This window comes from Bacteroides sp. GM023 (assembly GCF_014750685.1).
Taxonomy (GTDB): domain Bacteria; phylum Bacteroidota; class Bacteroidia; order Bacteroidales; family Bacteroidaceae; genus Bacteroides.
Map to the genome: position 1 here is coordinate 349,463 of NZ_JAAXGE010000003.1, position 24,146 is coordinate 373,608.

A 24,146-nucleotide genomic window follows, 5' to 3' on the forward strand; every position below is an offset into this window, starting at 1 on the left:
AACGATAATGCAAAACATGGGTTCTGACATAAAAAAGTCTTCAAAGGCTTCCGCTTTTACACTGATTGTCGCATTTATTTGTGTGGCACTGGTCGGGTTGGCGCTCGTTCCGCTGTTGCCTGTCAAGCTGAATCCGTCGCGGACATTGCCGGGTTTTAGTGTCGGCTTCAGTATGTCCGGGACTTCGGCACGTGTGGTGGAAATGACGGCTACCAGCAAATTGGAAGCGATGCTTGCCCGTATAAAAGGGATTCGGAGTATATCTTCCACTTCGGGAAACGGGTGGGGAAGAATTAATGTAAGCCTGGACAAACACGCGGATGCGTCGGTCGCACGTTTTGAAGCTTCGACGATTATCCGGCAGACATGGCCGGAGTTGCCGGACGGGGTGAGTTATCCGTATATACAGATGCATAGTCCGGAACAACAGAGCCAGGGCCCTTTCATGTCGTTTACGATTAATGCGCCTGCCACTCCCATTCTGATTCAGCAATATGCGGAGGAGCATATCAAGACACGTTTGGCACAGCTTCCGGGCATTTATAAGATAAATCTTAGCGGAGCTACGCCGATGGAATGGCGGTTGGAATATGACAGTGAGCAATTACGAACATTGGGAGTGAGTACGGATGATATTCGTCAGGCAGTCGGACTGCATTATCAGAAAGAATTTTTAGGTACTTATGATGCGGAACAAGGGGCTTCGGGTAGGCAATGGATACGCCTGGCGTTGGTTCCCGAACATGATAGTCGGGAGTTTGATGCCAGTCAGATACAGGTGAAGATGAAGGACGGGAGAATGATTGGCCTGGATGAGCTCGTGAAGGTTTCCCGGGTGGAACAACAACCGCAGAGTTATTACCGGATTAATGGGCTGAACTCAATTTATCTGTCGATAGTTGCGGAAGAGACGGCTAATCAATTGGCTCTGAGCAAGGAAGTAAAGGCATATATGGATGATATTCAGCTATTGCTTCCAGTAGGATATGAGATTCATACGAGCTATGATGCTACGGAGTTTATCAAGGATGAGCTGAGTAAGATTTATCTGCGTACGGGAGTCACGGTGGCTATCCTGCTTCTGTTCGTATTGCTGATTACGTTCAGTCCTAAATATCTGTTTCTGATTATTGTCAGCCTGTCTGTTAATATAGCGATAGCGGTTATTCTTTATTACGCTTTCGGGTTGGAAATGCAGTTGTACTCTTTGGCGGGTATCACTGTCTCGTTGAATCTTGTGATTGATAATACGATAGTGATGAGCGACCACTATCTGCGACGTGGCAACCGGAAAGCGTTTATGTCCGTGCTGGCGGCTACATTGACAACGATGGGAGCATTGGTTATCATCTTCTTCCTCGATGAGAAGATACGGCTTAATTTGCAGGACTTTGCTGCCGTGGTGATTATCAATTTGGGAGTTTCTTTGTTGGTTGCCCTGTTTTTTGTCCCTTCCCTGATTGATAAAATCGGATTGAAGCGACGGAAAAGAATTTCTCCTTCAAAACCAAAGCTGAAACTGAAGCTGAAACTGAAATTGGGACAGCGGATAGGGAATGTACGTTTCTTTGTGTGGATACGCTCAAAAATGCGTCGTTTCCCTGTTTACTTCAGCCGCTTTTATATGTGGCTGATACGGATTCTTTGCCGTTGGAGAGTGGCGGTATGCATACTGCTATTATTAGGATTCGGATTACCTGTATTCTTGTTGCCGGAAAAGATGAAGGGGGAAGATAAGTGGGCGGAAGTTTATAATAAAACGCTGGGTACTTCTACCTATAAAGAAAAGGTGAAACCGGTTGTGGATAAGGCGTTAGGTGGAAGCCTGCGGCTGTTTATACAAAAGGTGTATGAGGGAAGTTATTTCTCACGGAATGAAGAAGTGGTACTTCATGCCAATGCGAATTTACCGAATGGGAGTACGCTTGAGCAGATGAATACATTGATAAAACGGATGGAAACCTATCTGAGTGGATTTAAAGAAATCAAGCAGTTTCAAGCGTCTGTGGAAAGTGCCCGCAGGGCATCTATCCATATTTATTTTACAAAAGAGCATCAGAGAAGCGGATTTCCCTATACATTGAAAGCGAATATGATAAGTAAGGCTCTTCAATTGGGAGGTGGAGACTGGAGTATCTACGGATTGCAGGACCAGGGATTCAGCAATAGTGTGCGTGAGAATGCGGGTTCTTTTCGGGTGAAGATGTACGGGTACAATTATGACGAACTTTATGCGTGGGCGGAGAATCTGAAGGAAAAGCTATTGTCTCATCGACGAATCAGGGAAGTGACGATAGGTTCTGATTTCTCGTGGTGGAAAGATGATTATATGGAATTCTACTTCGATCTGAACAAGCGGCGAATGGCTGAAGAAGGAATTGGAGCCGGAGGGTTGTTTTCCGCTATCCGTCCGATATATGGGCGAAATATGGAAATCGGTTCGGTGCTGACAGAGGAAGGAACGGAAAAGATAAAGTTATCTTCCCGGCAATCGGAAGAACGGGATGTATGGGCTATGCAGTACTATCCTTTTCAGTCAGGCGGTAAGGAATATAAGATGTCGGAACTGGCCGTCGTTGAGAAAGGGCAGATGCCGCAGGAAGTGGCAAAGGAAAACCAGCAATACCGCTTGTGCCTGCAATACGAGTATATCGGTTCTTCGGAACAGGGACATAAATTGCTGAAGAAAGATTTGGAAGAGTTTAGTGAGATACTTCCGATGGGATATACCGCAAAATCGGAAGATAACAACTGGTCATGGGGCGGAAAGGATAATAAACAATACCGTTTGCTCCTGATTGTAATCGCTATTATTTTCTTTATTACAAGTATTCTTTTTAATTCATTGAAACAACCGTTAGCGATTATCTTTGTGATTCCGGTATCTTATATCGGTGTGTTTCTGACATTCTACTGGTTCAAACTGAATTTTGACCAAGGTGGTTTTGCTTCCTTTGTCCTGCTTTGCGGTATCACAGTGAATGCAAGCATTTATATATTGAATGAATACAATGCCATCCGCAAACGTTTCCCGCGTCTTTCATCATTACGGGCTTATGTGAAAGCCTGGAATACAAAGATAATACCTATCTTCCTGACAGTAACTTCTACTATTCTGGGGTTTATTCCTTTTATGGTGGGAGCGGAAAAAGAAGGTTTTTGGTTTCCGTTGGCGGCGGGCACTATCGGTGGATTGATAATGTCTGTCGTTGGAGTATTTATCTTTTTGCCGGTGCTGACACTGAAAAAGAAGCATTGCTTTGTGTCCTCTAAAGCTATACTTTAAAGATGCTAAAGCGTAGCTTTAGACTAGGTAAAGCTACGCTTTTTGTTTTACCAATTATTTCCCGCATTACTACTGCTGATAAGCATTTCTACCCTCTGCTTATACAGATTTGCTCCTTCGGCAATATTCTTTCCTGCATCCGCAGTTCCCATTCCGTAAACAACAATAGGCGTCTGCCACGTCATGCCGGAATGAATCGCACTGCCCTGATAAGGACGAAGAAGTTCGTCTGTAGTGAAGCGGTTTCGTCCGCCGCTACGATAAGCGTCGTACTCGGAACCGGTAGTTGTTACCACTACCAACGGCTTGCCTGCAACAGCCGGAGTTTTGGATAAGTAAGTAAAGACTTCGTCCTGCCATTTCTTTAGTAATGACGGCGCAGCCATCCAGTGGAAAGGAAACTGATAGATAACGGCCGAAGCATCGGAGATTATTTTACTCCATTCGTCTACGTTGAAAGCGATGTCTTCTGCCAGTTCATAGAGATTGAAGACCGCTACTCCTTCAATGTCACTCACGGCGTCGATTAATGCCTTGTTTGCTTGTGATTCTTTAATGTTGGGATGTGCCAGCAGAATCACGACTTTTCTTAAATCTTTATTCATATTCAATCAGGTATTTAGGATGATACAACTACTTATATATTATTAAGGTCTAAAAATAAGAAAAAGTTCTCGAAAACCAATATCTTAATTAAAAATAAAACAATCCCTCTTTGCTTTTGAATTTGTATTTTTGCATCCACGTTCGTAAGACGTCACTTTAGATAATAATAGTAGATATGATAGATTTTACCCGGTTTCCTTCTCCTTGCTATATCATGGAAGAAGAACTTTTAAGGAAGAACCTGTGTTTGATAAAAAGCGTAGCCGACAGGGCGGGAGTGGAGATTATCCTGGCTTTCAAGTCATTCGCCATGTGGCGCTCTTTCCCCATCTTCCGTGAATACATCAACCATTCAACAGCCAGTTCGGTATATGAAGCCCGCCTGGCGTTGGAAGAATTCGGCAGCAAGGCACATACATATTCTCCTGCCTATACAGAACAGGATTTCCCCGAAATCATGCGATGCAGCAGCCATATCACGTTCAACTCGATGGCGCAGTTTGCCCGTTTCTATCCGATGACGGTAGCCGAAGGAAGCGGCATCTCCTGTGGTATCCGTGTGAATCCTGAATATTCAGAGGTAGAAACTGAACTTTATAATCCGTGTGCACCCGGTACCCGTTTCGGGATAACGGCTGATTTGTTGCCGGAGACGTTGCCGCAAGGGATTGAAGGTTTCCACTGCCATTGCCATTGCGAATCTTCTTCTTATGAACTGGAACGCACATTGGAACATCTGGAAGAGAAGTTTGCCTGCTGGTTCCCGCAGATAAAGTGGTTGAACCTGGGCGGCGGACATCTGATGACCCGCAAAGATTATGATACGGAACATCTGATAAAACTATTGCAAGGATTAAAATCACGCTATCCGCACTTGCAGATTATCCTGGAACCCGGCTCGGCTTTTACCTGGCAGACGGGTGTCCTGACTTCCGAGGTAGTGGACATTGTGGAAAGCCGTGGAATCAAGACAGCCATTCTGAACGTCAGCTTTACCTGTCATATGCCCGATTGCCTGGAAATGCCTTATCAGCCGGCAGTCCGTGGCGCGGAAATGGGAAATGAAGGCAAATACATTTACCGCCTTGGAGGAAATTCTTGTTTGAGCGGTGACTATATGGGACTGTGGAGTTTCGACCATGAGTTGCAAATCGGAGAGCGGATTGTGTTCGAAGACATGATTCACTATACAATGGTAAAGACAAATATGTTTAACGGAATTCATCATCCGGCCATCGCTTTATGGACAAAAGAGGGAAAGGCTGAAATATACAAGCAATTTTCTTACGAAGATTATCGTGACCGAATGAGTTGATAATCAATTTGATTGTTTTGCGGTGGGGGCAAAGTGTGCAGATTTCTTTAAAAAAAGTATGCAGAATGTTTGCATGTTTACGGAAAATCCCTACCTTTGCAACCGCAAACGAAAAAATGCGGAAATAGCTCAGTTGGTAGAGCATAACCTTGCCAAGGTTAGGGTCGCGAGTTCGAGTCTCGTTTTCCGCTCATGTTTCTTTGAAATGTTGGAACAATAATCTTTGCCCAGGTGGCGGAATTGGTAGACGCGCACGTTTCAGGTGCGTGTGTCGAGAGGCATGCAGGTTCGAGTCCTGTTCTGGGCACAGAGATTAATAACTTTAGAATTATGGAGAGGTGGCGGAATTGGTAGACGCGCTACTTTGAGGTGGTAGTGACAGAGATGTTGTGGGAGTTCGAGTCTCCTCCTCTTCACAGTTCATTAAAGTTTATTTGCGGAAATAGCTCAGTTGGTAGAGCATAACCTTGCCAAGGTTAGGGTCGCGAGTTCGAGTCTCGTTTTCCGCTCTTGTTTCTTTGAAATGATGGAACTAAGTTTTGCCCAGGTGGCGGAATTGGTAGACGCGCACGTTTCAGGTGCGTGTGTCGAGAGGCATGCAGGTTCGAGTCCTGTTCTGGGCACCAATCTTTCAGTTTTCTGAATGACGAAATTTAGTTTGCGGAAATAGCTCAGTTGGTAGAGCATAACCTTGCCAAGGTTAGGGTCGCGAGTTCGAGTCTCGTTTTCCGCTCCATATATATAACATAAGAGGTTGTCAGTCGATACGATTGACAACCTCTTTTTTTGTACCTTATTGGAAGTTTGCCGGACGATTCTATCAATAGATTGAATAGAAAAGCGTAATTTTGCAGATGAAAAAAATCAATGTACTCCCCCCCAAAAAAGAGCGTCATTGATTCACACAGACCTATAATTAATTTAATAACAGATGATATGTTAACACAAATCATTAATGCACGCATCCTGACCCCGCAAGGCTGGCTCAAGGATGGGTCGGTGCTTATCCGCGACAATAAAATTCTGGAAGTAACAAACTGCGACCTTGCCATTATCGGAGCCAAACTGATTGATGCCAAAGGAATGTACATTGTTCCCGGTGGAGTGGAAATCCACGTTCATGGTGGCGGCGGAAGAGATTTTATGGAAGGCACGGAAGAAGCTTTCCAAACAGCTATCAAAGCTCATATGCAGCACGGCACTACCAGTATTTTCCCCACACTTTCTTCTTCAACCATTCCTATGATTCGCGCAGCCGCGGAGACTACCGAGAAAATGATGGCGGAACCGAATAGCCCGGTGCTCGGACTTCACCTCGAAGGGCATTATTTCAACATGGAAATGGCGGGCGGACAGATTCCCGAAAACATCAAGAATCCCGACCCTGAAGAATATATCCCGTTGCTGGAAGAAACGCATTGTATCAAGCGTTGGGATGCCGCACCGGAACTTCCGGGAGCTATGCAGTTCGGTAAGTATATCACGACAAAAGGCATATTGGCTTCGGTAGGACATACACAGGCTGAATTTGAGGATATACTGACGGCTTATGAAGCGGGCTATACTCATGCCACCCATTTCTATAACGCCATGCCGGGATTCCATAAACGGAAGGAGTACAAATATGAGGGTACGGTAGAAAGCATTTATCTGATTGACGATATGACGGTGGAAGTAGTGGCGGATGGTATTCATGTGCCCCCGACGATTCTTCGTCTTGTCTATAAAATAAAAGGAGTGGAGCGTACCTGTCTGATAACGGATGCATTGGCTTGTGCGGCCAGTGACAGTCAGACGGCTTTTGACCCGCGTGTAATTATCGAGGACGGGGTTTGCAAACTCGCAGACCGTTCTGCCTTGGCAGGAAGCGTGGCGACAATGGATCGCCTGATTCGCACGATGGTGCAGAAGGCGGAGATTCCACTGGCGGATGTGATAAGGATGATTTCCGAAACACCTGCCCGCATCATGGGAGTGCTGGACCGTAAAGGTACGCTCGAACGCGGTAAGGATGCCGATATCATTGCTTTGGACAGAGACTTGAATGTAAGGGCTGTATGGGCAATGGGAGAGCTGGTAGAAGGCACCAATAAACTGTTTTAAATCCTATAAAAAAAGAAGACTATGTTAACTCAGATAATAAACGGAAGAATACTTACCCCGCAAGGCTGGTTGAAAGATGGCTCCGTATTGATTTGCGATGGAAAAATATTAGAGGTGACGAACAGTGACCTGGCGGTTATCGGTGCAACGATTGTTGATGCCCGCGGAATGACAATCGTACCGGGATTTGTGAGTATGCATGCGCACGGCGGTGGCGGGCACGATTTTACCGAAGCTACGGAAGAGGCTTTCCGTACGGCGACTACTGCCCATTTGAAGCATGGTGCTACCAGTATGTTCCCTACTTTATCATCCACTTCTTTCGAAAGGCTTTATCAGGCTGTCGATGTCTGCGAGAGTTTGATAAAGGAGAAAGATTCTCCTATTCTCGGTCTGCACATGGAAGGTCCATACCTGAATCCGAAGATGGCAGGTACACAATATGACGGTTTCCTAAAAACACCGGATGAGAATGAATATATTCCTTTATTGGAACATACCTCTTGCATCAAGCGTTGGGACATCAGTCCTGAACTGCGTGGAGCGCATGATTTTGCGAAGTACACCCGTTCAAAAGGAATTATGACTGCCGTGACACATACCGAAGCCGAGTATGATGAAATTAAGGCTGCATATGCGGTAGGCTTTACCCATGCCGCGCATTTCTATAATGCGATGCCGGGTTTCCATAAGCGTCGTGAATATAAATATGAAGGTACGGTGGAAAGTGTATATCTGACGGATGGAATGACGGTGGAAGTGATTGCAGACGGTATTCACTTGCCGGCTACTATACTGAAACTGGTATATAAATTGAAAGGTGTGGAGAATACCTGTCTCGTAACGGATGCTTTGGCTTATGCCGCTTCTGACGGCAATGTGCCGATTGACCCTCAGTATATTATTGAAGGCGGAGTATGTAAGATGGCAGACCATTCTGCGTTGGCTGGTAGTTTGGCTACGATGGATATACTGGTGCGTACCATGGTGAAGAAAGCGAATATTCCTTTGGAAGATGCTGTACGCATGGCTTCTGAGACTCCCGCCCGTCTGATTGGAGTTAGCGACCGGAAAGGGGCATTGGCTAAAGGAAAAGATGCCGATATTGTGATTCTTGATAAGGAATTGAATGTGCGTTGTGTGTGGTCGATGGGAAAGATTGTCCCGGGGACTGATATCCTGTTGCACAAATAACGGTTGAAGTCACACAGGCGCAGATTAACAAATAGTATCTGAAATCATATAGGCACGGATTACGCGGATAACACGGTTCTGATTAACTAAAACCGTGAAATCCGTGTAATCCGTGCCTAAAATATATACTAATTATAAAAGCAAATGTTTCAACGTATCATATATTATGAAAGCAAGCTGGTTTCAATCAGTTCTTTCAATTGCGCTTTGTTCATCGTACCGAGTTTCATAGTCGGCTTACCGTCTTTGGTACAAAGCAGCAGATTGGGAATAGTACGGATATTGAATGCACTTTCCAGTTCCGGTTCCTGGTCAACATCTACCTTATAAATATCTAATCTCCCTTCGTATTCTTTCGCCAACTGGTCTAATATGGGCGACAGCGCTTTGCAATAGATACACCACGGCGCATGAAAATCTACCAGGCAAGGTTTGTCACCTTTAAATTCCCATTGGTCGGGATAACCCTTGAAGTCGGCCACTTTTTCAACGAAACTATCTTTATTCAAATCTTCTATTTTCATACTTCTAATTTTTAGGGGTTAGTGTTTATCTTTTCACTTTGCAAAGATAGGGCTATCTGCATGAAGTACGGATAGCTATTTTTCCTGTTGACTTTACAATACTTCCTTTCTGTTGCCTTTTATGATTTTCTAATCGAATTCTAATCTGAAATGAGAGCCTTATAATGGCTTTTTTCCTTCTCTACGATTGCAGAATTGTAATTTTGTCGCAAAAACTACGATAAGGTAAAAAGATGATTGCAATGAACAGAGTATTTCTAATTTCCTTTTTTCTTCTATTGACAAGGGGAGTATTATGTGCCCAGCAGATTCCGGGCACGCTGACACTAAAGGATGCAGAACAACGTTTCCTGGAACGTAACCTGTCGCTGATAGCCGAACGTTATAACATCGACATGGCACAAGCGCAGGTTCTGCAAGCCAAACTATTTGAGAATCCGGTGATTTCGCTGGAACAGAATGTCTATAACCGATTAAACGGAAAGTATTTCGATTTTGGTAATGAAGGTGAAACGGTTGTGGAGATTGAGCAGGTGATTCGCCTTGCCGGACAGCGGAACAAGCAAGTGAAGCTGGAAAAAATCAACAAGGAAATAGCCGAATACCAGTTTGAAGAAGTGATGCGTACCCTTCGCCAGGAACTGAATGAGAAGTTCGTACAGATTTATTTCCTTTCCAAATCCATCTCTATTTATGAGAAGGAAGTCAACTCCCTGCAAAGTTTACTTGCCGGGATGAAGTTGCAGCAGGAAAAAGGAAATATTTCATTGATGGAAATGTCTCGCCTGGAGTCCATGCTATTTTCTTTAAAGAAAGAGAAGAATGAACGGGAGAATGAATTGCTGACTCTAAGAGGGGAGTTCAACAGGTTGCTCAATCTTCCGGGAGATACCCGGATTCAATTGTCATTGGATGAAGAGGTACTGAAACAGCTTGATTTGTCCCAACTGTCATTCGCTGATTTGAAAGCGATGATTAATGAGCGTCCGGACTTGAAAATCTCTCGGAGTACGGTAAGCGCTTCCCGTGCCAATTTGAAATTGCAGAAGTCGATGGCTTTCCCTGAGTTTTCTGTGAAGGGTAATTATGACCGTGCCGGAAACTTTATCAATAATTATTTTGCGGTAGGAGTGAGCCTGTCCGTACCTATTTTCAACCGTAACCAGGGAAATATAAAGGTTGCCCGTTTCAGTATCCAGCAAGCGGGAATACAGCAGGAAGATGCTGCCAACCGTGCGGATATGGAGCTTTATACGGCTTATGTTTCTTTGGAAAAGGCAGTGCAGCTTTATCAATCTACCAACATGGACCTGGAACGCAACTTTGAGAAACTGATAACAGGCGTGAACGAGAACTTTAGCAAACGCAATATCAGTTTACTGGAGTTTATTGATTACTATGACAGTTATAAAGAAACCTGTATTCAGTTGCATGAGATAAAGAAAGATGTGTTTCTCGCCATCGAAAACCTGAATACAACTATCGGACAGAATATATTGAACTACTAATATCTATAAATTATCAAAGACTATGAACTGGAATAAATTCCTTCCTTGCATATTGCTTACTACTTTATTGGGAGCATGCTCCGGCAAAGGCGAACAACCGAATGTTACCCCGGCTGCCTTATGTCTGACGGACAGCTTGCTGAAAGTCGTATCTGTCGATACGGTTCACGTTCAGGAAGTGATAGACGAACTGACACTGAACGGACGGGTCACTTTTAACGAGAATCAAGTGGCACATGTATATCCGATGTTTGGTGGTACGGTGACGGAACTGAAAGCTGAAATCGGAGATTTCGTCCGTAAGGGAGATGTGCTGGCAGTCATCCGCAGTGGGGAAGTGGCGGAGTATGAAAAGCAACTGAAAGACGCGGAACAGCAATTACTGTTGGCCCGCAGAAATATGGATGCTACACAAGATATGTATTCGTCCGGGATGGCTTCGGATAAGGATATACTTCAGGCAAAACAGGAATTGACAAGCGCCGAAGCGGAAGAGAGAAGGATAAAGGAAGTGTTCTCTATTTATAATTTCTCCGGAAATGCCTATTATCAGCTGAAATCACCTGTAACGGGCTTTATTGTAGAGAAGCAAATCAGCAGGGATATGCAGTTGCGCCCCGACCAAAGCGAAGAGCTGTTCACGATTTCGGGACTTTCCGAGGTATGGGTGATGGCGGATGTATATGAAAGCGACATCAGCAAAGTGTCCGAAGGGGCTTCGGTGCGTATCTCTACACTGGCCTATCCTGACAAAACGTTTGCCGGAACGATTGACAAAGTATATCATCTGCTGAATAATGAAAGCAAAACGATGAACGTCCGTATCAAACTCAAGAATGAGGATTATCTGTTGAAGCCGGGAATGTTTACGAACGTCAGCGTAAAATGTCGGGCGGACGGAACCTCGATGCCCCGCATTGATTCTCATGCGCTGGTATTTGAAGGGGGCAGAAATTATGTGGTCATAGTGGAACCGGACCAGCGGTTGCAAGTGAAAGAGGTGGATGTATACAAGCAGTTGAGCAGGGAATGTTATATCCGCTCTGGACTTTCCGAAGGAGACAGAGTGTTGAATAATAATGTATTGTTAGTGTATAATGCTTTGAATGCAGATTAAAAACAGAGAATAGAGTTATGCATAAATTCATAGATAATATAGTGGCTTTCTCGCTGAAGAATAAGTTCTTTATCTTCTTCTGCACGGCGATTGCCATTATAGCCGGAGCTGTCTCTTTCAAGCACACTCCGATAGATGCCTTCCCGGATGTAACCAATACGAAAGTAACGATTATCACGCAATGGGCGGGACGTAGTGCGGAAGAAGTGGAGAAGTTTATCACGATTCCTATCGAGATAGCCATGAACCCGGTTCAGAAAAAAACGGATATCCGCTCGACTACGCTTTTTGGACTTTCCGTTATTAATGTGATGTTCGAAGACCGTGTGGATGATTTTACAGCCCGTCAGCAGGTATATAATTTGCTGAATGATGCCGATTTGCCCGATGGGGTGACACCGGAAGTCCAACCTTTGTATGGCCCTACCGGAGAGATTTTCCGCTATACGCTGCGTAGTGACAAACGCAGTGTGCGGGATTTGAAAACCATTCAGGATTGGGTAATCGAGCGTAATCTCCGTTCGGTATCCGGTGTGGCGGATATTGTGAGTTTCGGTGGTGAAGTGAAAACTTTCGAAGTGAGTGTGAATCCTCACCAGTTGATTAATTACGGCATTACTTCCCTCGAACTTTATGACGCGATAGCCAAGAGTAATATCAATGTAGGGGGAGACGTGATTACTAAAAGCTCACAAGCCTATGTGGTTCGTGGTATCGGTCTGATTAACGACCTGGACGAATTGCGGAATATCGTAGTAAAGAATATCAATGGTACTCCGATTTTGGTAAAGAACCTTGCCGAGGTACACGAATCATGCCTGCCCCGTCTCGGACAGGTAGGGCGAATGGATGAGGACGATGTAGTTCAAGGTATCGTAGTAATGCGGAAAGGGGAGAACCCGGGCGAGGTAATCGCCAACCTGAAAGACAAGATAGAAGATTTGAATCAGAATGTGCTGCCGAAAGATGTGCAAATAGTCTCGTTCTATGACCGTGAGGATTTAGTGAATCTGGCTGTCAGGACGGTGACGCATAACCTGATTGAAGGAATATTGTTGGTTACCTTTATTGTTTTAATTTTCATGGCAGATTGGCGGACCACTGTGATTGTTGCTGTTGTCATCCCATTGGCACTGTTATTCGCATTCATCTGTTTACGCGCAATGGGAATGTCCGCCAATCTGCTTTCTATGGGAGCCATCGACTTCGGTATCATTATTGACGGGGCGGTGGTGATGGTAGAAGGGGTATTTGTCGCCCTGGACAAGAAGGCACGTCAAGTGGGAATGCCTGCTTTCAATGTCATGTCCAAAATGGGACTCATCCGTCATACGGCAAAGGACAAGGCGAAAGCGGTATTCTTCTCCAAATTGATTATTATCACGGCACTGATTCCTATTTTCTCTTTCCAGAAAGTAGAAGGGAAGATGTTCTCACCCTTGGCATATACGCTGGGTTTTGCACTCTTGGGGGCACTGATTTTTACGCTTACCTTAGTGCCGGTCATGTCTTCCATGCTGTTGAAGAAAAATGTCCGTGAAAAGAATAACCGTTTTGTCCATTTTATCAATACGAAATGCTCGGCTCTCTTTGATACGTTCTATGCGCATAGAAAGCTGACTATCGGACTGGCTACGGTGGTAGCAGGTGTCGGCCTGTGGCTTTTCTCTTTCCTGGGTACGGAGTTTCTTCCGCAGTTGAATGAGGGTTCTATCTATATCCGCGCCACTTTGCCGCAAAGTATCTCATTGGATGAATCAGTGACGCTTGCCAATAAAATGAGAAGGAAGTTATTGACATTCCCTGAAGTACGGCAAGTATTGTCGCAGACCGGGCGACCGAATGACGGTACGGATGCTACCGGATTCTATAATATAGAATTTCATGTCGATATTTACCCCGAAAAGGAATGGGACAGCAAATTGACTAAAATGCAACTGATTGATAAGATGCAGGACGACTTGTCCATCTATCCCGGCATTGACTTTAACTTCTCGCAGCCGATTACCGATAACGTGGAAGAAGCGGCTTCGGGCGTGAAAGGCTCTATTGCCGTGAAAGTCTTCGGTAAGGATTTATACGAGTCGGAAAAGTATGCGGTTCAGATTGAGAAGATTCTCAGTACGGTGCAAGGAATTGAAGACCTGGGAGTAATCCGGAATATCGGTCAGCCGGAACTTCGTATCGAATTGAACGAACAGCAGTTGGCACGTTACGGAGTAGCCAAGGAAGATGTACAGTCGATTATCGAAATGGCTATCGGTGGTAAATCGGCTTCACTGCTCTATGAAGATGAGCGGAAATTCAATATCATGGTGAGATATAGCGAACAGTTCCGTCAGAATGAAGAGGAGATAGGCAAGATACTTGTTCCGGCAATGGATGGAACGATGGTGCCTATCAAGGAACTGGCGGATATCACGACCATTACAGGCCCGTTATTGATTTTCCGTGATAACCATGCACGTTTCTGTGCTGTTAAGTTCTCCGTGCGGGGACGCGACATGGGTACGGCAGTTGCGGAAGCGCAGAAAAAGGTGAATGCGTCTGTACATTTACCTGCGGGATATTCTTTGAAATGGACGGGTGACTTTGAGAATCAGCAACGGGCAACGAAGCGGTTGGCGCAGGTGGTGCCTGTCAGTATCGCTATTATCTTTATCATTCTGTTTATCCTATTCTCTAATGCGAGGGATGCCGGACTGGTATTGCTGAATGTACCGTTTGCGGCTGTCGGGGGGATTGTAGCCCTTCTGATAACTCGGTTCAATTTCTCTATTTCAGCGGGTATCGGCTTCATAGCCCTGTTTGGTATCTGTATTCAGAATGGGGTGATTATGATATCCGATATAAAAGCGAATCTGAAGCTGGGCTCTCCGTTACAGGAAGCGACGAAGGAAGGAGTGCGTTCGCGTATTCGTCCCGTGATAATGACGGCGGCAATGGCAGCTATCGGTTTGATGCCTGCCGCCATGAGCCATGGCATCGGTTCGGAGTCACAGCGTCCGTTGGCGATTGTTATCATTGGCGGATTGATAGGAGCCACTTTCTTTGCCCTGTTTATTTTCCCTCTTATTGTGGAAGTGGTATATGAACGGATGCTGTATGATAAAAACGGTAAGATATTGCAAAGACGTATATAATTCATTTTCTATTCTATGAAAAAAACTCTCATAGATTAAATGTGTGTTTTCAGTAGGTAAGAGTGAGAAAGGGATAAAAGAGGGGAGATTAAAAAATCACCCGTACTTTTGTCCCTTTTTCTATTTCTGAAGATATTTCCAGTTTTCCGTTGTAGGCAGATATAATCTTCAGGGTCAGGCTAAGGCCGATTCCCTGTCCTGCATAGTCATGGGTATTACTACCTCGGTAGAAAGACTGGAAGATATGCTCTATTTCTTCCTGCGGAATACCGATTCCCCGGTCTTCTATTTCAATCACGACTTGTTGGTTTATCCGGGAAAGGATAATGTCTACTTCCTTTTCAGAATATTTGCACGCATTGTCTATGATATTCTTCAATGCTATTTTTAGCAGGTAGGAGTTTGCCTGTAGAGTAGCCGGTGCGCCCGATTCCTGGGTATGAAGCCGGATTCTGTCATTGTCAGCCGTTAAATCGGCCAGCATATCCTGAAGGGAGATTTCTTCGATGTTCGTTTTCAGCAGTTCTTCATCCTGTCGGGATAGGAAAAGGAGATGGCGTATTAAATTGGACAGCCGTTTGCTTTCCGATGAAATACGTTGCAGGGCTTCCATATATTCTTCGGTGCTTCTTTCTTTGAGCAGGCTGATTTCACATTCTCCCTGAATGGCGGTTATCGGGTTGTTCAGCTCGTGTGACGCATGGCTGACAAAGGATTTCTCTGCTTTGAAGGCACTGTCCAGGCGGTCGAGCATATGGTTCAGAGTGACTATGATTTCTTCCAGTTCGTCATTGTTTCCGGTTTGTTTTAATCGCCGGTTGAGGCTGTTGGCACGTATTCTTTTCAGTTCCTTCAATATATGCTGAAGGGGAACAAGGATGCGTCCCGAATAGATTTTTCCTATAAAGTAGATTAGGATGGAACTGAATAGCACCAGGAAGATGGAAAGCAGCAGCAGATGTTCCTGAATCTCCGTTCCGTAAGCATTGCGGGACATGACGAGAACGATAAAATTACCTTCATTGTCGGGATAATAGAGGGCTGCACCCAGTTGGTCTTTATATTTGAAGGAGAAAGGGATGCTGTCTTCGCCTGCTATAAGAAGTGCCTGTTGCTGTTGGGTGAGATATTTATTCAGTGTATCGCGTACTTCGGAAAGACTATCCATATTCAAAAGAATCTCATGGGCTTCGGGCAGAAGCTCGTCATATTTGCGTTGGATAATCTGATAACTCTGTTCGTCCACTTCGTCTTTCTCCCAATGTTTCTGCGCGGTCAGGTAGGCTTTTTCACGAAGGTAGGAAGCATAGAGCCTGTTGATATACTGCGTGCTGAAAATATAGAATACAGCAATGATAATAACAGTAGTCAGCACACTGGCTAATGTATAGAAAAGAGCTATTTTAGAACCTACTTTCATACCCTTGACGGTTGGTAATGTGTTTAAGCATTCATTATATATCCTAATCCTACTACCGTGTGAATCAGTTTCTTATCGAAATCACGGTCTATCTTTACCCGAAGATAATTGACGTAAACATCCACGATATTGGTATTCGTGTCGAAGTTCTTGTCCCATACGTCTTTGAGCAGGGTGATACGTGAGAGGGCTACCCCCTGATGAGTCATAAAATATTCGAGCAGGCGGTATTCCTTGACAGTAAGTTCAATGTCTATATCTCCTCTTTTAGCTTTCCGGATGTTGCAATCCAATATCAGATTGTCACAAGTCAGTTGGTTGGCGGCAACTTCCTTGCCGCGGCGGAGCAATGCCTTGATGCGTGCTTCCAGTTCCTGGAAACTGAACGGCTTGACAAGGTAATCGTCCGCCCCCGCGTCCAGTCCTTTGACAATATCCTCTGTTGTGCCCAAGGCCGTCAGCATGATAACGGGAGTCTGGTAACCGAACATCTGGCGATAGAGACGGCAAAGTTCCAAACCGTTTATTTTCGGCATGATAATATCCAGTATTAAAAGGTCGAAAGGTTCTTCCTGAAGGATTTTCCAACCGGCATTGCCATCGTGACACACGGTGACCGTATGTCCGAATTCTTTCAGTCCCCGTTCAATAAAAGAGGCGATATTTATTTCATCTTCCACCAATAGTATCTTTGCCATAATCGTACTGTTTACGTGCAAAGATACTTTTTCTTTGCATTTAGAGAAAGAAAATCGCCTTACATTTAAGTGTTTCTTGTTTTTGAATTGTACTATATATAAACAAGAATATGCTATGAAAATAAATTATTTCGTCGGAGCTTTTCTGTGTATGCTGGGATGTTATGCGTGTAGCAGTCCGAAAACAGAAGTCAAATCACCGGACGGTCATATTAAAATGTCTTTTACAGTAGATGAAAACGGCAAACCACTTTACAATGTTTCAGTAGGTGATTCCTTATTAATTGAAAATTCGGCAATGGGGTTCACGGAAGGCAACGGCGTTGTCTTGGGAGAAGGATTCCAAATAAAGAATACAACTTTTACCAGCAAGGATGAGACTTGGACACAACCCTGGGGCGAGAATAAAACCAACCGCAACCATTACAATGAAATGGCAGTCAACCTGACTAACGGGAATCAAGTGGAACTAACACTCCGTTTCCGTGTATTCGATGATGGAGTAGGGTTCCGCTATGAATACAATGTCCCCACGGTGGATTCATTGATGATAACGGATGAACTGACTACCTTCCGTTTCCGTCAGGACGGCACTTCATGGTCGATTCCTGCCAGTGCGGAAACTTACGAGTTACTATATAAGCAGCAACCTATCTCTGAGGTTGAAACAGCCAATACTCCCTTTACTTTCAAAACGGCAGACGGCGTGTATGGAAGCATCCATGAAGCGGCTTTGTATGACTTCTCCGAAATGACTCTGAAGCAGGCAGGTAACTATACATTGAAAGCAGAGCTTACCCCGTGGCCCGATGGCATCAAGGTGCGCAAAGGCAATCACTTTACCACTTCATGGCGCACCATTCAGATTGCTCCCGAAGCTGTCGGACTTATCAATTCTTCATTGATTCTGAATCTGAATGATCCTTGTGTACTGGAAGCTACCGACTGGATTCGTCCGTTGAAGTATGTCGGAGTCTGGTGGGGAATGCATCTCGGCGTAGAAACCTGGAAGATGGACGAACGTCACGGAGCCACTACGGTCAATGCTAAAAAATATATCGACTTTGCAGCCGCCAATAATATAGAAGGCGTCTTGTTTGAAGGCTGGAACGAAGGCTGGGAAAGTTGGGGCGGTATGCAGAACTTTGACTTTACGAAGCCTTATGCCGATTTTGATATTGACGAAATAGTCCGTTATGCCAAAGAGAAAGGCATTAAAATCATCGGTCACCATGAGACAGGTGGAAATATCCCTAACTATGAGCGTCAAATGGACCATGCGATGCAATGGTACACCGACCACGGCATTTATATTCTGAAAACCGGTTATGCAGGAGCTTTCCCGGACGGACTTTCACATCATGGACAGTATGGGGTCAATCACTATCAGAAAGTTGTAGAAACGGCTGCCCGCCACAAAATGACGCTCGATGCACACGAACCGATTAAAGATACCGGAATCCGCCGTACATGGCCTAATATGATGACTCGCGAGGGTGCGAGGGGGATGGAATGGAATGCATGGAGCGAAGGAAATCCGCCTTCCCATCATGTGATGTTGCCGTTTACCCGTCTATTGTCCGGCCCGATGGATTACACTCCGGGAACTTTTGACATTCTGTTCTTGCAGACAAAAGATTCTCCCCGTCGTCAGAAATGGAACGACCAGGATAAGGGAAACAGCCGTGTGAATACAACATTGGCAAAACAGCTCGCTAACTGGGTAATTCTGTATTCTCCTCTGCAAATGGCTTCTGACATGATAGAACATTACGAAGGACATCCTGCTTTCCAGTTCTTCCGTGATTTTAATCCGGATTGTGACGAATCGAAAGCATTGGCAGGAGAGCCGGGAGAGTTCGTAGCAGTCGTGCGTAAAGCAAAAGGCAATTATTTCTTAGGAGCAGCTACCGACGAGAAACCGCGTACACTGGAGATAAAATTGGATTTCCTGGAACCGGGCAAGCAGTATAAAGCTATCATCTATGCTGATGGAGAAAAAGCGGATTGGAAAACGAATCCTACGGATTATCAGATAACAGAGCAAACGGTGACTTCCGAAAACACATTGACTGTACGGATGGCTGCCGGCGGTGGACAGGCTGTTTCGTTCATGCCGCTTTAGCGAAGAATCAATTGAAAATAGATTAGGTTAACAATAGTAGAGACAATAGGTTTAGTCTTTTGAGGTAAGAAGATTGTTGGGAAATAAAGAAGATTGTCAGGAAAATAAATAGGTATAAATAAAGTTGGTTAAGAGGTTAGAGAAAGGGGATGTGTCAAAGCTCCCCTTTTAATGAAATCTCCCTTGTTACAGATAGCTATAGCAAGGGAGATTTTAGTTTATGAGAGTTTAGACATACTCTCTTTTGTTTTATATCTTATCGTTTTCTACGATTGGATTATCCTTTCGCTTCCTGATACATAAAGCGTTTGATCGATTTCTTCGCAGTCTTTTCAAATTCCTCAAAATGGATTTTAATCTTGCTTATTTGAGAATAGTTGGGAAGCTGCTGATTCAGTTCGATACGGTTCTGTTCCATCACTTTCTGAATATCCGTTTGCTGCAATCCATGAGCAAAAGCATCATCAAAATCAGGATAGATAAGAGCTACCAGTTTCTCATGCTGTAAGACGATGATTGATTCCGATACATACGGCAGGTTGTTCAATTTGCTTTCAATCTCTTCGGGATAGATATTCTGTCCGCTCGAAGTAAGAAGCAGGTTTTTGCTACGGCCACGAACCGTTACGTATCCTTCTTCATCCATTGTTCCGAGGTCGCCCGTATGCAGCCAGCCGTGCACATCTATGATTTGTGCGGTAGCTTCGGGATTTTTGTAGTATCCCAACATCATATTGGTTCCTCTGCAAATGATTTCTCCGGCATGGGTTTTGGGGTCCGGTGAGTCAATTTTTACTTCCATGCGTGTCGTTGCTTTTCCGCAGGAAGCCAGTTTCAACGTTTCCCAACGGCTGGAGCAGATAATCGGGCCACATTCGGTCATGCCGTAAGCAATAGTATAGGGGAATCCTATCTTTTTAAGGAAAGCTTCCACTTCGGCATTGAAAGGAGCGCCGCCGATAATGATTTCATCAAAGTTACCACCGAATATTTCCATAGCCGCCTGACGTGCCGAAGACTTAATCTTATCATTGACAATAGGCACTTTGAGTAATAGTTTACCAATCTTGTTGTCCACTTTAGGCAGAATATCCTTCTTGATAATTTTTTCTACAATCAAAGGCACACAAGAAATTACTCTTGGTTTGATTTCCGAGAAAGACTGGGAAATGATTTTCGGAGACGGCATACGTGTCAGGAAGTAGATATGCGCACCTGCCGAGAATCCGTACAGAAAGTCGTACACCATACCGAATACGTGTCCCATAGGAAGCATGGAAACAATATTGTCCCCCGGTTTAAGCGGAAGCATTTCGAAGCAATATGCCACGTTCGACCAAATGCTGCGGTAGGGGAGCATGACTCCTTTTGAATATCCCGTAGTGCCTGAAGTATAGTTGATAATTGCCAACTCTTCCGGTCTGTCTTTCCGGTAACAGATATGTTCAGGGCGGAAATTCTTGGGATATTGCTGGCCATATATAGCGTTCCGATGTTCGAAGGCATAAGTGAGTTTCTCGTTCCGCGATACTAAGGCGGAAAAGTCGGTCAGTGAAGCGATACCTTCCAGTAAAGGCATGGCATCCTCATTCAGATTTTCCCAAGCCTGGTCGCCCACGAAAAGTAGTTTGGCTTCGGAGTGATTGACGATATTATGAATGTTGTCCGCCTTGAACTCATGCAGGATAGGCACGATAACGGCTCCGTAAGTAATAGTGGCTAAGAAAGTAACTGCCCAGTGGGCACTGTTGCGTCCGCAGACTGCTATTTTATCTCCCGGCTTAATTCCGGCGCTTTCCAGTACGATGTGAAATTTAGCGATTTTACGCGCTACGTCTTTATATTGAAGGGTGATTCCTTTATAGTCAGTTAAGGCATCTTTGTCCCAGTTTTTGATAATACTTTGCTCAATATAATCAATGAACTGATGTTCTTGTTCCATTCGATTCTTGCACATTTAGTTTAAAACTGCGCAAAATTAATACTTCATATGTGTAAACCGAATTTTAAATTCAAGTTTTACGGTTAATTAACGGAGGATGAACGAACAATTTCTTTCGGCCTGCCGGCGGGTTTTTCCCGTTTCTTCCTTAAAACTAATGGGTGGGTATATCTGAAACGTTTCGTCTCCATGCGTGAAGACGAAATGAGCGTCGTGTGAGGACGAAAGATTTCACGCATGGAGACGAATAAGTTTTTGTATAAAGGATTTCTTTTCAGATGTTAGGTGGATTCCATTTCTTCCTCTTTGGATTTCTCGGAAATGAGCAATAGTTTGTCCCCCTCGTGCAGCTTCAATGTTCCGTTGGGAATCAGGAACTCATCTCCACGTTTCACAATCATTACCAGTGTGCCTTTGGGAAGATTCATATCTTTCAATGTATCCGCTTCTTCCAGCATTTCGCGGGTGATTGTCATGTCGCTGAGGTCGGAGTCTATTTCTTCCGGGAGTTCGACACCAAAGTCATTGCCTGTTTTTTCCAAAGGTTCGGAGAGATGCAGTAGACGTGCCACAAAAGAAATGGTAGTACCCTGCACGACCAGTGAGACAATGGTAATGAAGAACACAATATTAAAGATAATATTCGAACCTTCGACTCCTGCAACCACCGGATAAGTGGCGAAGATAATAGGAACCGCTCCGCGCAATCCTACCCAGGACACGAAGAAACGTGATTTCATCGTTATTTTCCGGAACGGGAGCAAGCAGAGGAATACGCTTAACGGACGACCGATAACAATCATAAATACGCCAATCAGCAAGGCAACAACAGCTACTTCCAACATTTCGTGAGGATTGACAAGTAATCCCAGGCAGAGGAACATAATGATTTGGAACAACCAGGTCAGTCCGTCCATAAATGTATAGATTTCCTTACGATGCATGATTTTGTTGTTTCCTACCATTATACCAGCGATATATACTGCCAGATACCCATTACCTTTCAGTAAGTCGGTGATGGAGAAAGTAAAGAAAACAAAAGCCAGTAACAAGATAGGGTATAATGCCTGATTGTCAATATTAAGCTTATTCAACATGCGGATGGCCAGTTTGCCGAGTAAATATCCGGCAGCGGCACCTACGATAAACTGAATGATGAACGACATTGCGATAGCACCGACTCCCATGCCTGCCGATTGGATAAACTGTATCAGGACGATGGTAAGCATATAAGCCATCGGGTCATTACTTCCACTTTCCAACTCCAGCATGGGGCGGAGATTGTGCTTTAAATTCATCTTTTGTGAACGAAGAATGGCGAACACTGAAGCTGAGTCGGTAGATGACATAGTAGCTGCCAATAGCAGGGAAGTAGTGATAGGTAAATAAATATTTGTCCAACTCATGCCGGATAACCACCAAATAAAGAGACCGGTGAAAAGGGCTGTTAGTAACACTCCGACAGTGGAAAGCACGATACCGGGACCTAATATAGGTTTTATTTCTCTGAATTTCGTGTCCATACCACCCGAGAAAAGGATGATACTCAAGGCGACCATACCGATGAACTGCGCCTCTTTGGCATTATGGAACTGGAGTCCGAAACCGTCGCTTCCGAATATCATTCCCACTACAAGGAACAGTAATAACGTGGGTACTCCAAAGCGGTATCCGGTCTTTCCAACGACTATGCTGACGAAAAGTAAGATAGAACCGATAAGTAAAGTGTTTTCTGCTGTAAATATCATAGGCAATATATTATAAAGTTATAAAAATGTCGTATTGGTTTTCACTGTGCGAAGTTACACATATTTAACAACAAATAAAACCCCCTTTTGGATGTAATTTTGTGAAAAAAGGTAGTTAAATTGTCTAAAAATACTAATTTTGCACTCAATTATCTACATTATACTTATGGATTCAAATAATCTAACACCTTTGAAGAAAGGGGTGGTGGGAGTACAATTTTTGTTTGTAGCTTTTGGCGCTACGGTACTCGTGCCGTTATTGGTGGGGCTCGACCCTTCGACAGCTCTGTTCACAGCAGGCATTGGTACACTCATCTTTCATGCCGTCACCCGGGGAAAGGTTCCTATCTTCTTAGGGAGTAGTTTTGCCTTTATAGCACCCATTATCAAAGCGACGGAACTGTATGGACTGCCCGGCGCGCTGTCCGGAATGGTTGGAGTGGCATTAGTCTATTTCCTGATGAGTGCGCTCGTCAAATGGCAGGGAGTAAGAGTGATTGAGCGTCTTTTTCCGCCTGTTGTCATAGGCCCTGTTATTATACTCATCGGTCTGTCATTGGCGGGAACCGGAGTGCAGATGGCAAAGGAGAACTGGGTATTGGCTCTGCTGTCACTGGTTACTGCGGTTGTCGTTTCCATGAAGGCGAAAGGACTTTTGAAGCTGATTCCTATCTTTTGTGGAATTATAGTCGGCTATGTAGCTGCGTGGCTTTTTTATGATTTGGATTTGTCAGGTGTCAGGGATGCTGCCTGGATTGGACTTCCGCAGTTCGTCTTTCCTAAATTCTCCTGGGAACCTGTCTTGTTTATGATTCCGGTTGCGATTGCTCCGGTGATAGAACATATCGGAGATGTGTATGTGGTGAATACCGTCACGGGCAAGGACTTTGTGAAAGACCCGGGTCTGCATCGTACTTTATTAGGAGATGGACTTGCCTGCTGCTTTGCGGGATTGGTAGGTGGCCCGCCGGTCACTACTTATTCGGAAGTGACAGGTGCCATGTCATTAACGAAAATCACAAATCCGCAAGTCATACGGATTGCCGCTATTTCTGCTATCTTATTCTCCGTGATAGGTAAAATCAGTGCACTCTTGAAATCTATTCCAAGTGCGGTATTAGGTGGAATCATGCTCCTTCTTTTTGGAACGATTGCTTGTGCGGGAATTGCCAATTTGGTAAATAACTGCATTGACTTGAGCCGTACACGGAATATTATCATCGTATCTTTGACACTGACTGTCGGCATCGGTGGCGCTGCTTTTACCTGGGGTGATTTTTCACTCTCGGGCATCGGGCTGGCGGCCTTGGTAGGAGTACTTCTGAATCTGATATTGCCGAAAAACGATTGATAGAATCAACTCCTTTTCTACAAGAATCAATCCTTTTTCTAAAAGAATCACCCACGCTACAGATTG

15 protein-coding genes and 6 tRNA genes are annotated in these 24,146 nt (G+C 44.5%); 15 read left to right on the forward strand and 6 right to left on the reverse strand.

The annotated features are described in order from the left end of the window. Positions 1-7: 7 nt before the first annotated feature. Positions 8-3,286: an efflux RND transporter permease subunit gene (locus HC965_RS08010; protein WP_191031006.1), complete on the forward strand. Its 3,279-nt coding sequence runs from the start codon at positions 8-10 to the stop codon at positions 3,284-3,286. A gap of 47 nt (positions 3,287-3,333) precedes the next feature. Here HC965_RS08010 and HC965_RS08015 read toward each other — a convergent pair whose 3' ends face one another. Further along, a complete protein-coding gene (locus tag HC965_RS08015) occupies positions 3,334-3,891 on the reverse strand; it encodes an NAD(P)H-dependent oxidoreductase (RefSeq protein WP_191031007.1) in 558 nt (185 codons plus the stop codon). A 176-nt stretch (positions 3,892-4,067) separates the two neighbouring features. Here HC965_RS08015 and nspC point away from each other — a divergent pair, with 176 nt between their 5' ends. The 9 genes from nspC (at position 4,068) to nagA (HC965_RS08060) (ending at position 8,504) form a co-directional block, all read left to right on the forward strand. Continuing rightward, entirely contained in the window at positions 4,068-5,207 is a 1,140-nt protein-coding gene (nspC, locus tag HC965_RS08020; protein ID WP_191031008.1) for a carboxynorspermidine decarboxylase, read from the forward strand. Between the two features lie 118 nt (positions 5,208-5,325). Next, a tRNA-Gly gene (locus HC965_RS08025) sits at positions 5,326-5,398 on the forward strand. 34 nt (positions 5,399-5,432) lie between these two features. Beyond that, positions 5,433-5,514: transfer RNA gene (locus HC965_RS08030), tRNA-Leu, on the forward strand. Between the two features lie 25 nt (positions 5,515-5,539). After that, positions 5,540-5,623 (forward strand) — tRNA-Leu (locus HC965_RS08035). A 20-nt stretch (positions 5,624-5,643) separates the two neighbouring features. Further along, a tRNA-Gly gene (locus HC965_RS08040) sits at positions 5,644-5,716 on the forward strand. Between the two features lie 32 nt (positions 5,717-5,748). Next, a tRNA-Leu gene (locus HC965_RS08045) sits at positions 5,749-5,833 on the forward strand. Positions 5,834-5,867: 34 nt separating this feature from the next. After that, positions 5,868-5,943 (forward strand) — tRNA-Gly (locus HC965_RS08050). A gap of 200 nt (positions 5,944-6,143) precedes the next feature. Then, the gene (gene nagA, locus HC965_RS08055; protein WP_191031009.1) at positions 6,144-7,310 is read left to right on the forward strand and encodes an N-acetylglucosamine-6-phosphate deacetylase; all 1,167 of its coding nucleotides are present in this window, start codon (positions 6,144-6,146) and stop codon (positions 7,308-7,310) included. A 21-nt stretch (positions 7,311-7,331) separates the two neighbouring features. Next, positions 7,332-8,504, forward strand: coding sequence for an N-acetylglucosamine-6-phosphate deacetylase (nagA, locus tag HC965_RS08060; RefSeq protein WP_191031010.1), 1,173 nt, complete (start codon positions 7,332-7,334; stop codon positions 8,502-8,504). A gap of 164 nt (positions 8,505-8,668) precedes the next feature. On the opposite strand, the gene HC965_RS08065 is transcribed toward nagA (HC965_RS08060), so the two are convergent. Next, on the reverse strand, positions 8,669-9,028 hold the full coding sequence (locus HC965_RS08065) for a co-chaperone YbbN (RefSeq protein WP_191031011.1): 360 nt from the start codon (positions 9,026-9,028) through the stop codon (positions 8,669-8,671). Between the two features lie 242 nt (positions 9,029-9,270). On the opposite strand from HC965_RS08065, the gene HC965_RS08070 reads away from it, so the two are divergent. The 3 genes from HC965_RS08070 to HC965_RS08080 are packed head-to-tail and all read left to right on the forward strand — an operon-like array spanning position 9,271 to position 14,796. After that, the gene (locus tag HC965_RS08070) at positions 9,271-10,536 is read left to right on the forward strand and encodes a TolC family protein (RefSeq protein ID WP_191031012.1); all 1,266 of its coding nucleotides are present in this window, start codon (positions 9,271-9,273) and stop codon (positions 10,534-10,536) included. 22 nt (positions 10,537-10,558) lie between these two features. Beyond that, a complete protein-coding gene (locus HC965_RS08075) occupies positions 10,559-11,653 on the forward strand; it encodes an efflux RND transporter periplasmic adaptor subunit (protein WP_191031013.1) in 1,095 nt (364 codons plus the stop codon). 17 nt (positions 11,654-11,670) lie between these two features. Then, on the forward strand, positions 11,671-14,796 hold the full coding sequence (locus tag HC965_RS08080; protein ID WP_191031014.1) for an efflux RND transporter permease subunit: 3,126 nt from the start codon (positions 11,671-11,673) through the stop codon (positions 14,794-14,796). An 88-nt stretch (positions 14,797-14,884) separates the two neighbouring features. Here the strand turns inward: HC965_RS08080 and HC965_RS08085 are convergent, their stop codons facing one another. Then, complete coding sequence (locus HC965_RS08085) at positions 14,885-16,216, reverse strand: HAMP domain-containing sensor histidine kinase (RefSeq protein ID WP_191031015.1); 1,332 nt, start codon at positions 16,214-16,216, stop codon at positions 14,885-14,887. A gap of 23 nt (positions 16,217-16,239) precedes the next feature. Further along, positions 16,240-16,914 carry a response regulator transcription factor gene (locus HC965_RS08090; RefSeq protein ID WP_191031016.1) on the reverse strand — a complete coding sequence of 225 codons (675 nt, stop codon included), beginning with the start codon at positions 16,912-16,914 and terminating at the stop codon, positions 16,240-16,242. A gap of 115 nt (positions 16,915-17,029) precedes the next feature. On the opposite strand from HC965_RS08090, the gene HC965_RS08095 reads away from it, so the two are divergent. Further along, on the forward strand, positions 17,030-19,039 hold the full coding sequence (locus HC965_RS08095) for a glycoside hydrolase family 97 protein (RefSeq protein WP_191031017.1): 2,010 nt from the start codon (positions 17,030-17,032) through the stop codon (positions 19,037-19,039). 277 nt (positions 19,040-19,316) lie between these two features. On the opposite strand, the gene HC965_RS08100 is transcribed toward HC965_RS08095, so the two are convergent. Next, positions 19,317-20,981 (reverse strand): long-chain fatty acid--CoA ligase, encoded by a 1,665-nt coding sequence (locus HC965_RS08100; protein WP_191031018.1) that lies wholly within the window; start codon positions 20,979-20,981, stop codon positions 19,317-19,319. A gap of 281 nt (positions 20,982-21,262) precedes the next feature. After that, positions 21,263-22,729 carry a potassium/proton antiporter gene (locus HC965_RS08105; RefSeq protein ID WP_191031019.1) on the reverse strand — a complete coding sequence of 489 codons (1,467 nt, stop codon included), beginning with the start codon at positions 22,727-22,729 and terminating at the stop codon, positions 21,263-21,265. A 166-nt stretch (positions 22,730-22,895) separates the two neighbouring features. Here HC965_RS08105 and HC965_RS08110 point away from each other — a divergent pair, with 166 nt between their 5' ends. After that, on the forward strand, positions 22,896-24,080 hold the full coding sequence (locus HC965_RS08110; protein WP_191031020.1) for a uracil-xanthine permease family protein: 1,185 nt from the start codon (positions 22,896-22,898) through the stop codon (positions 24,078-24,080). Positions 24,081-24,146: the final 66 nt, after the last annotated feature.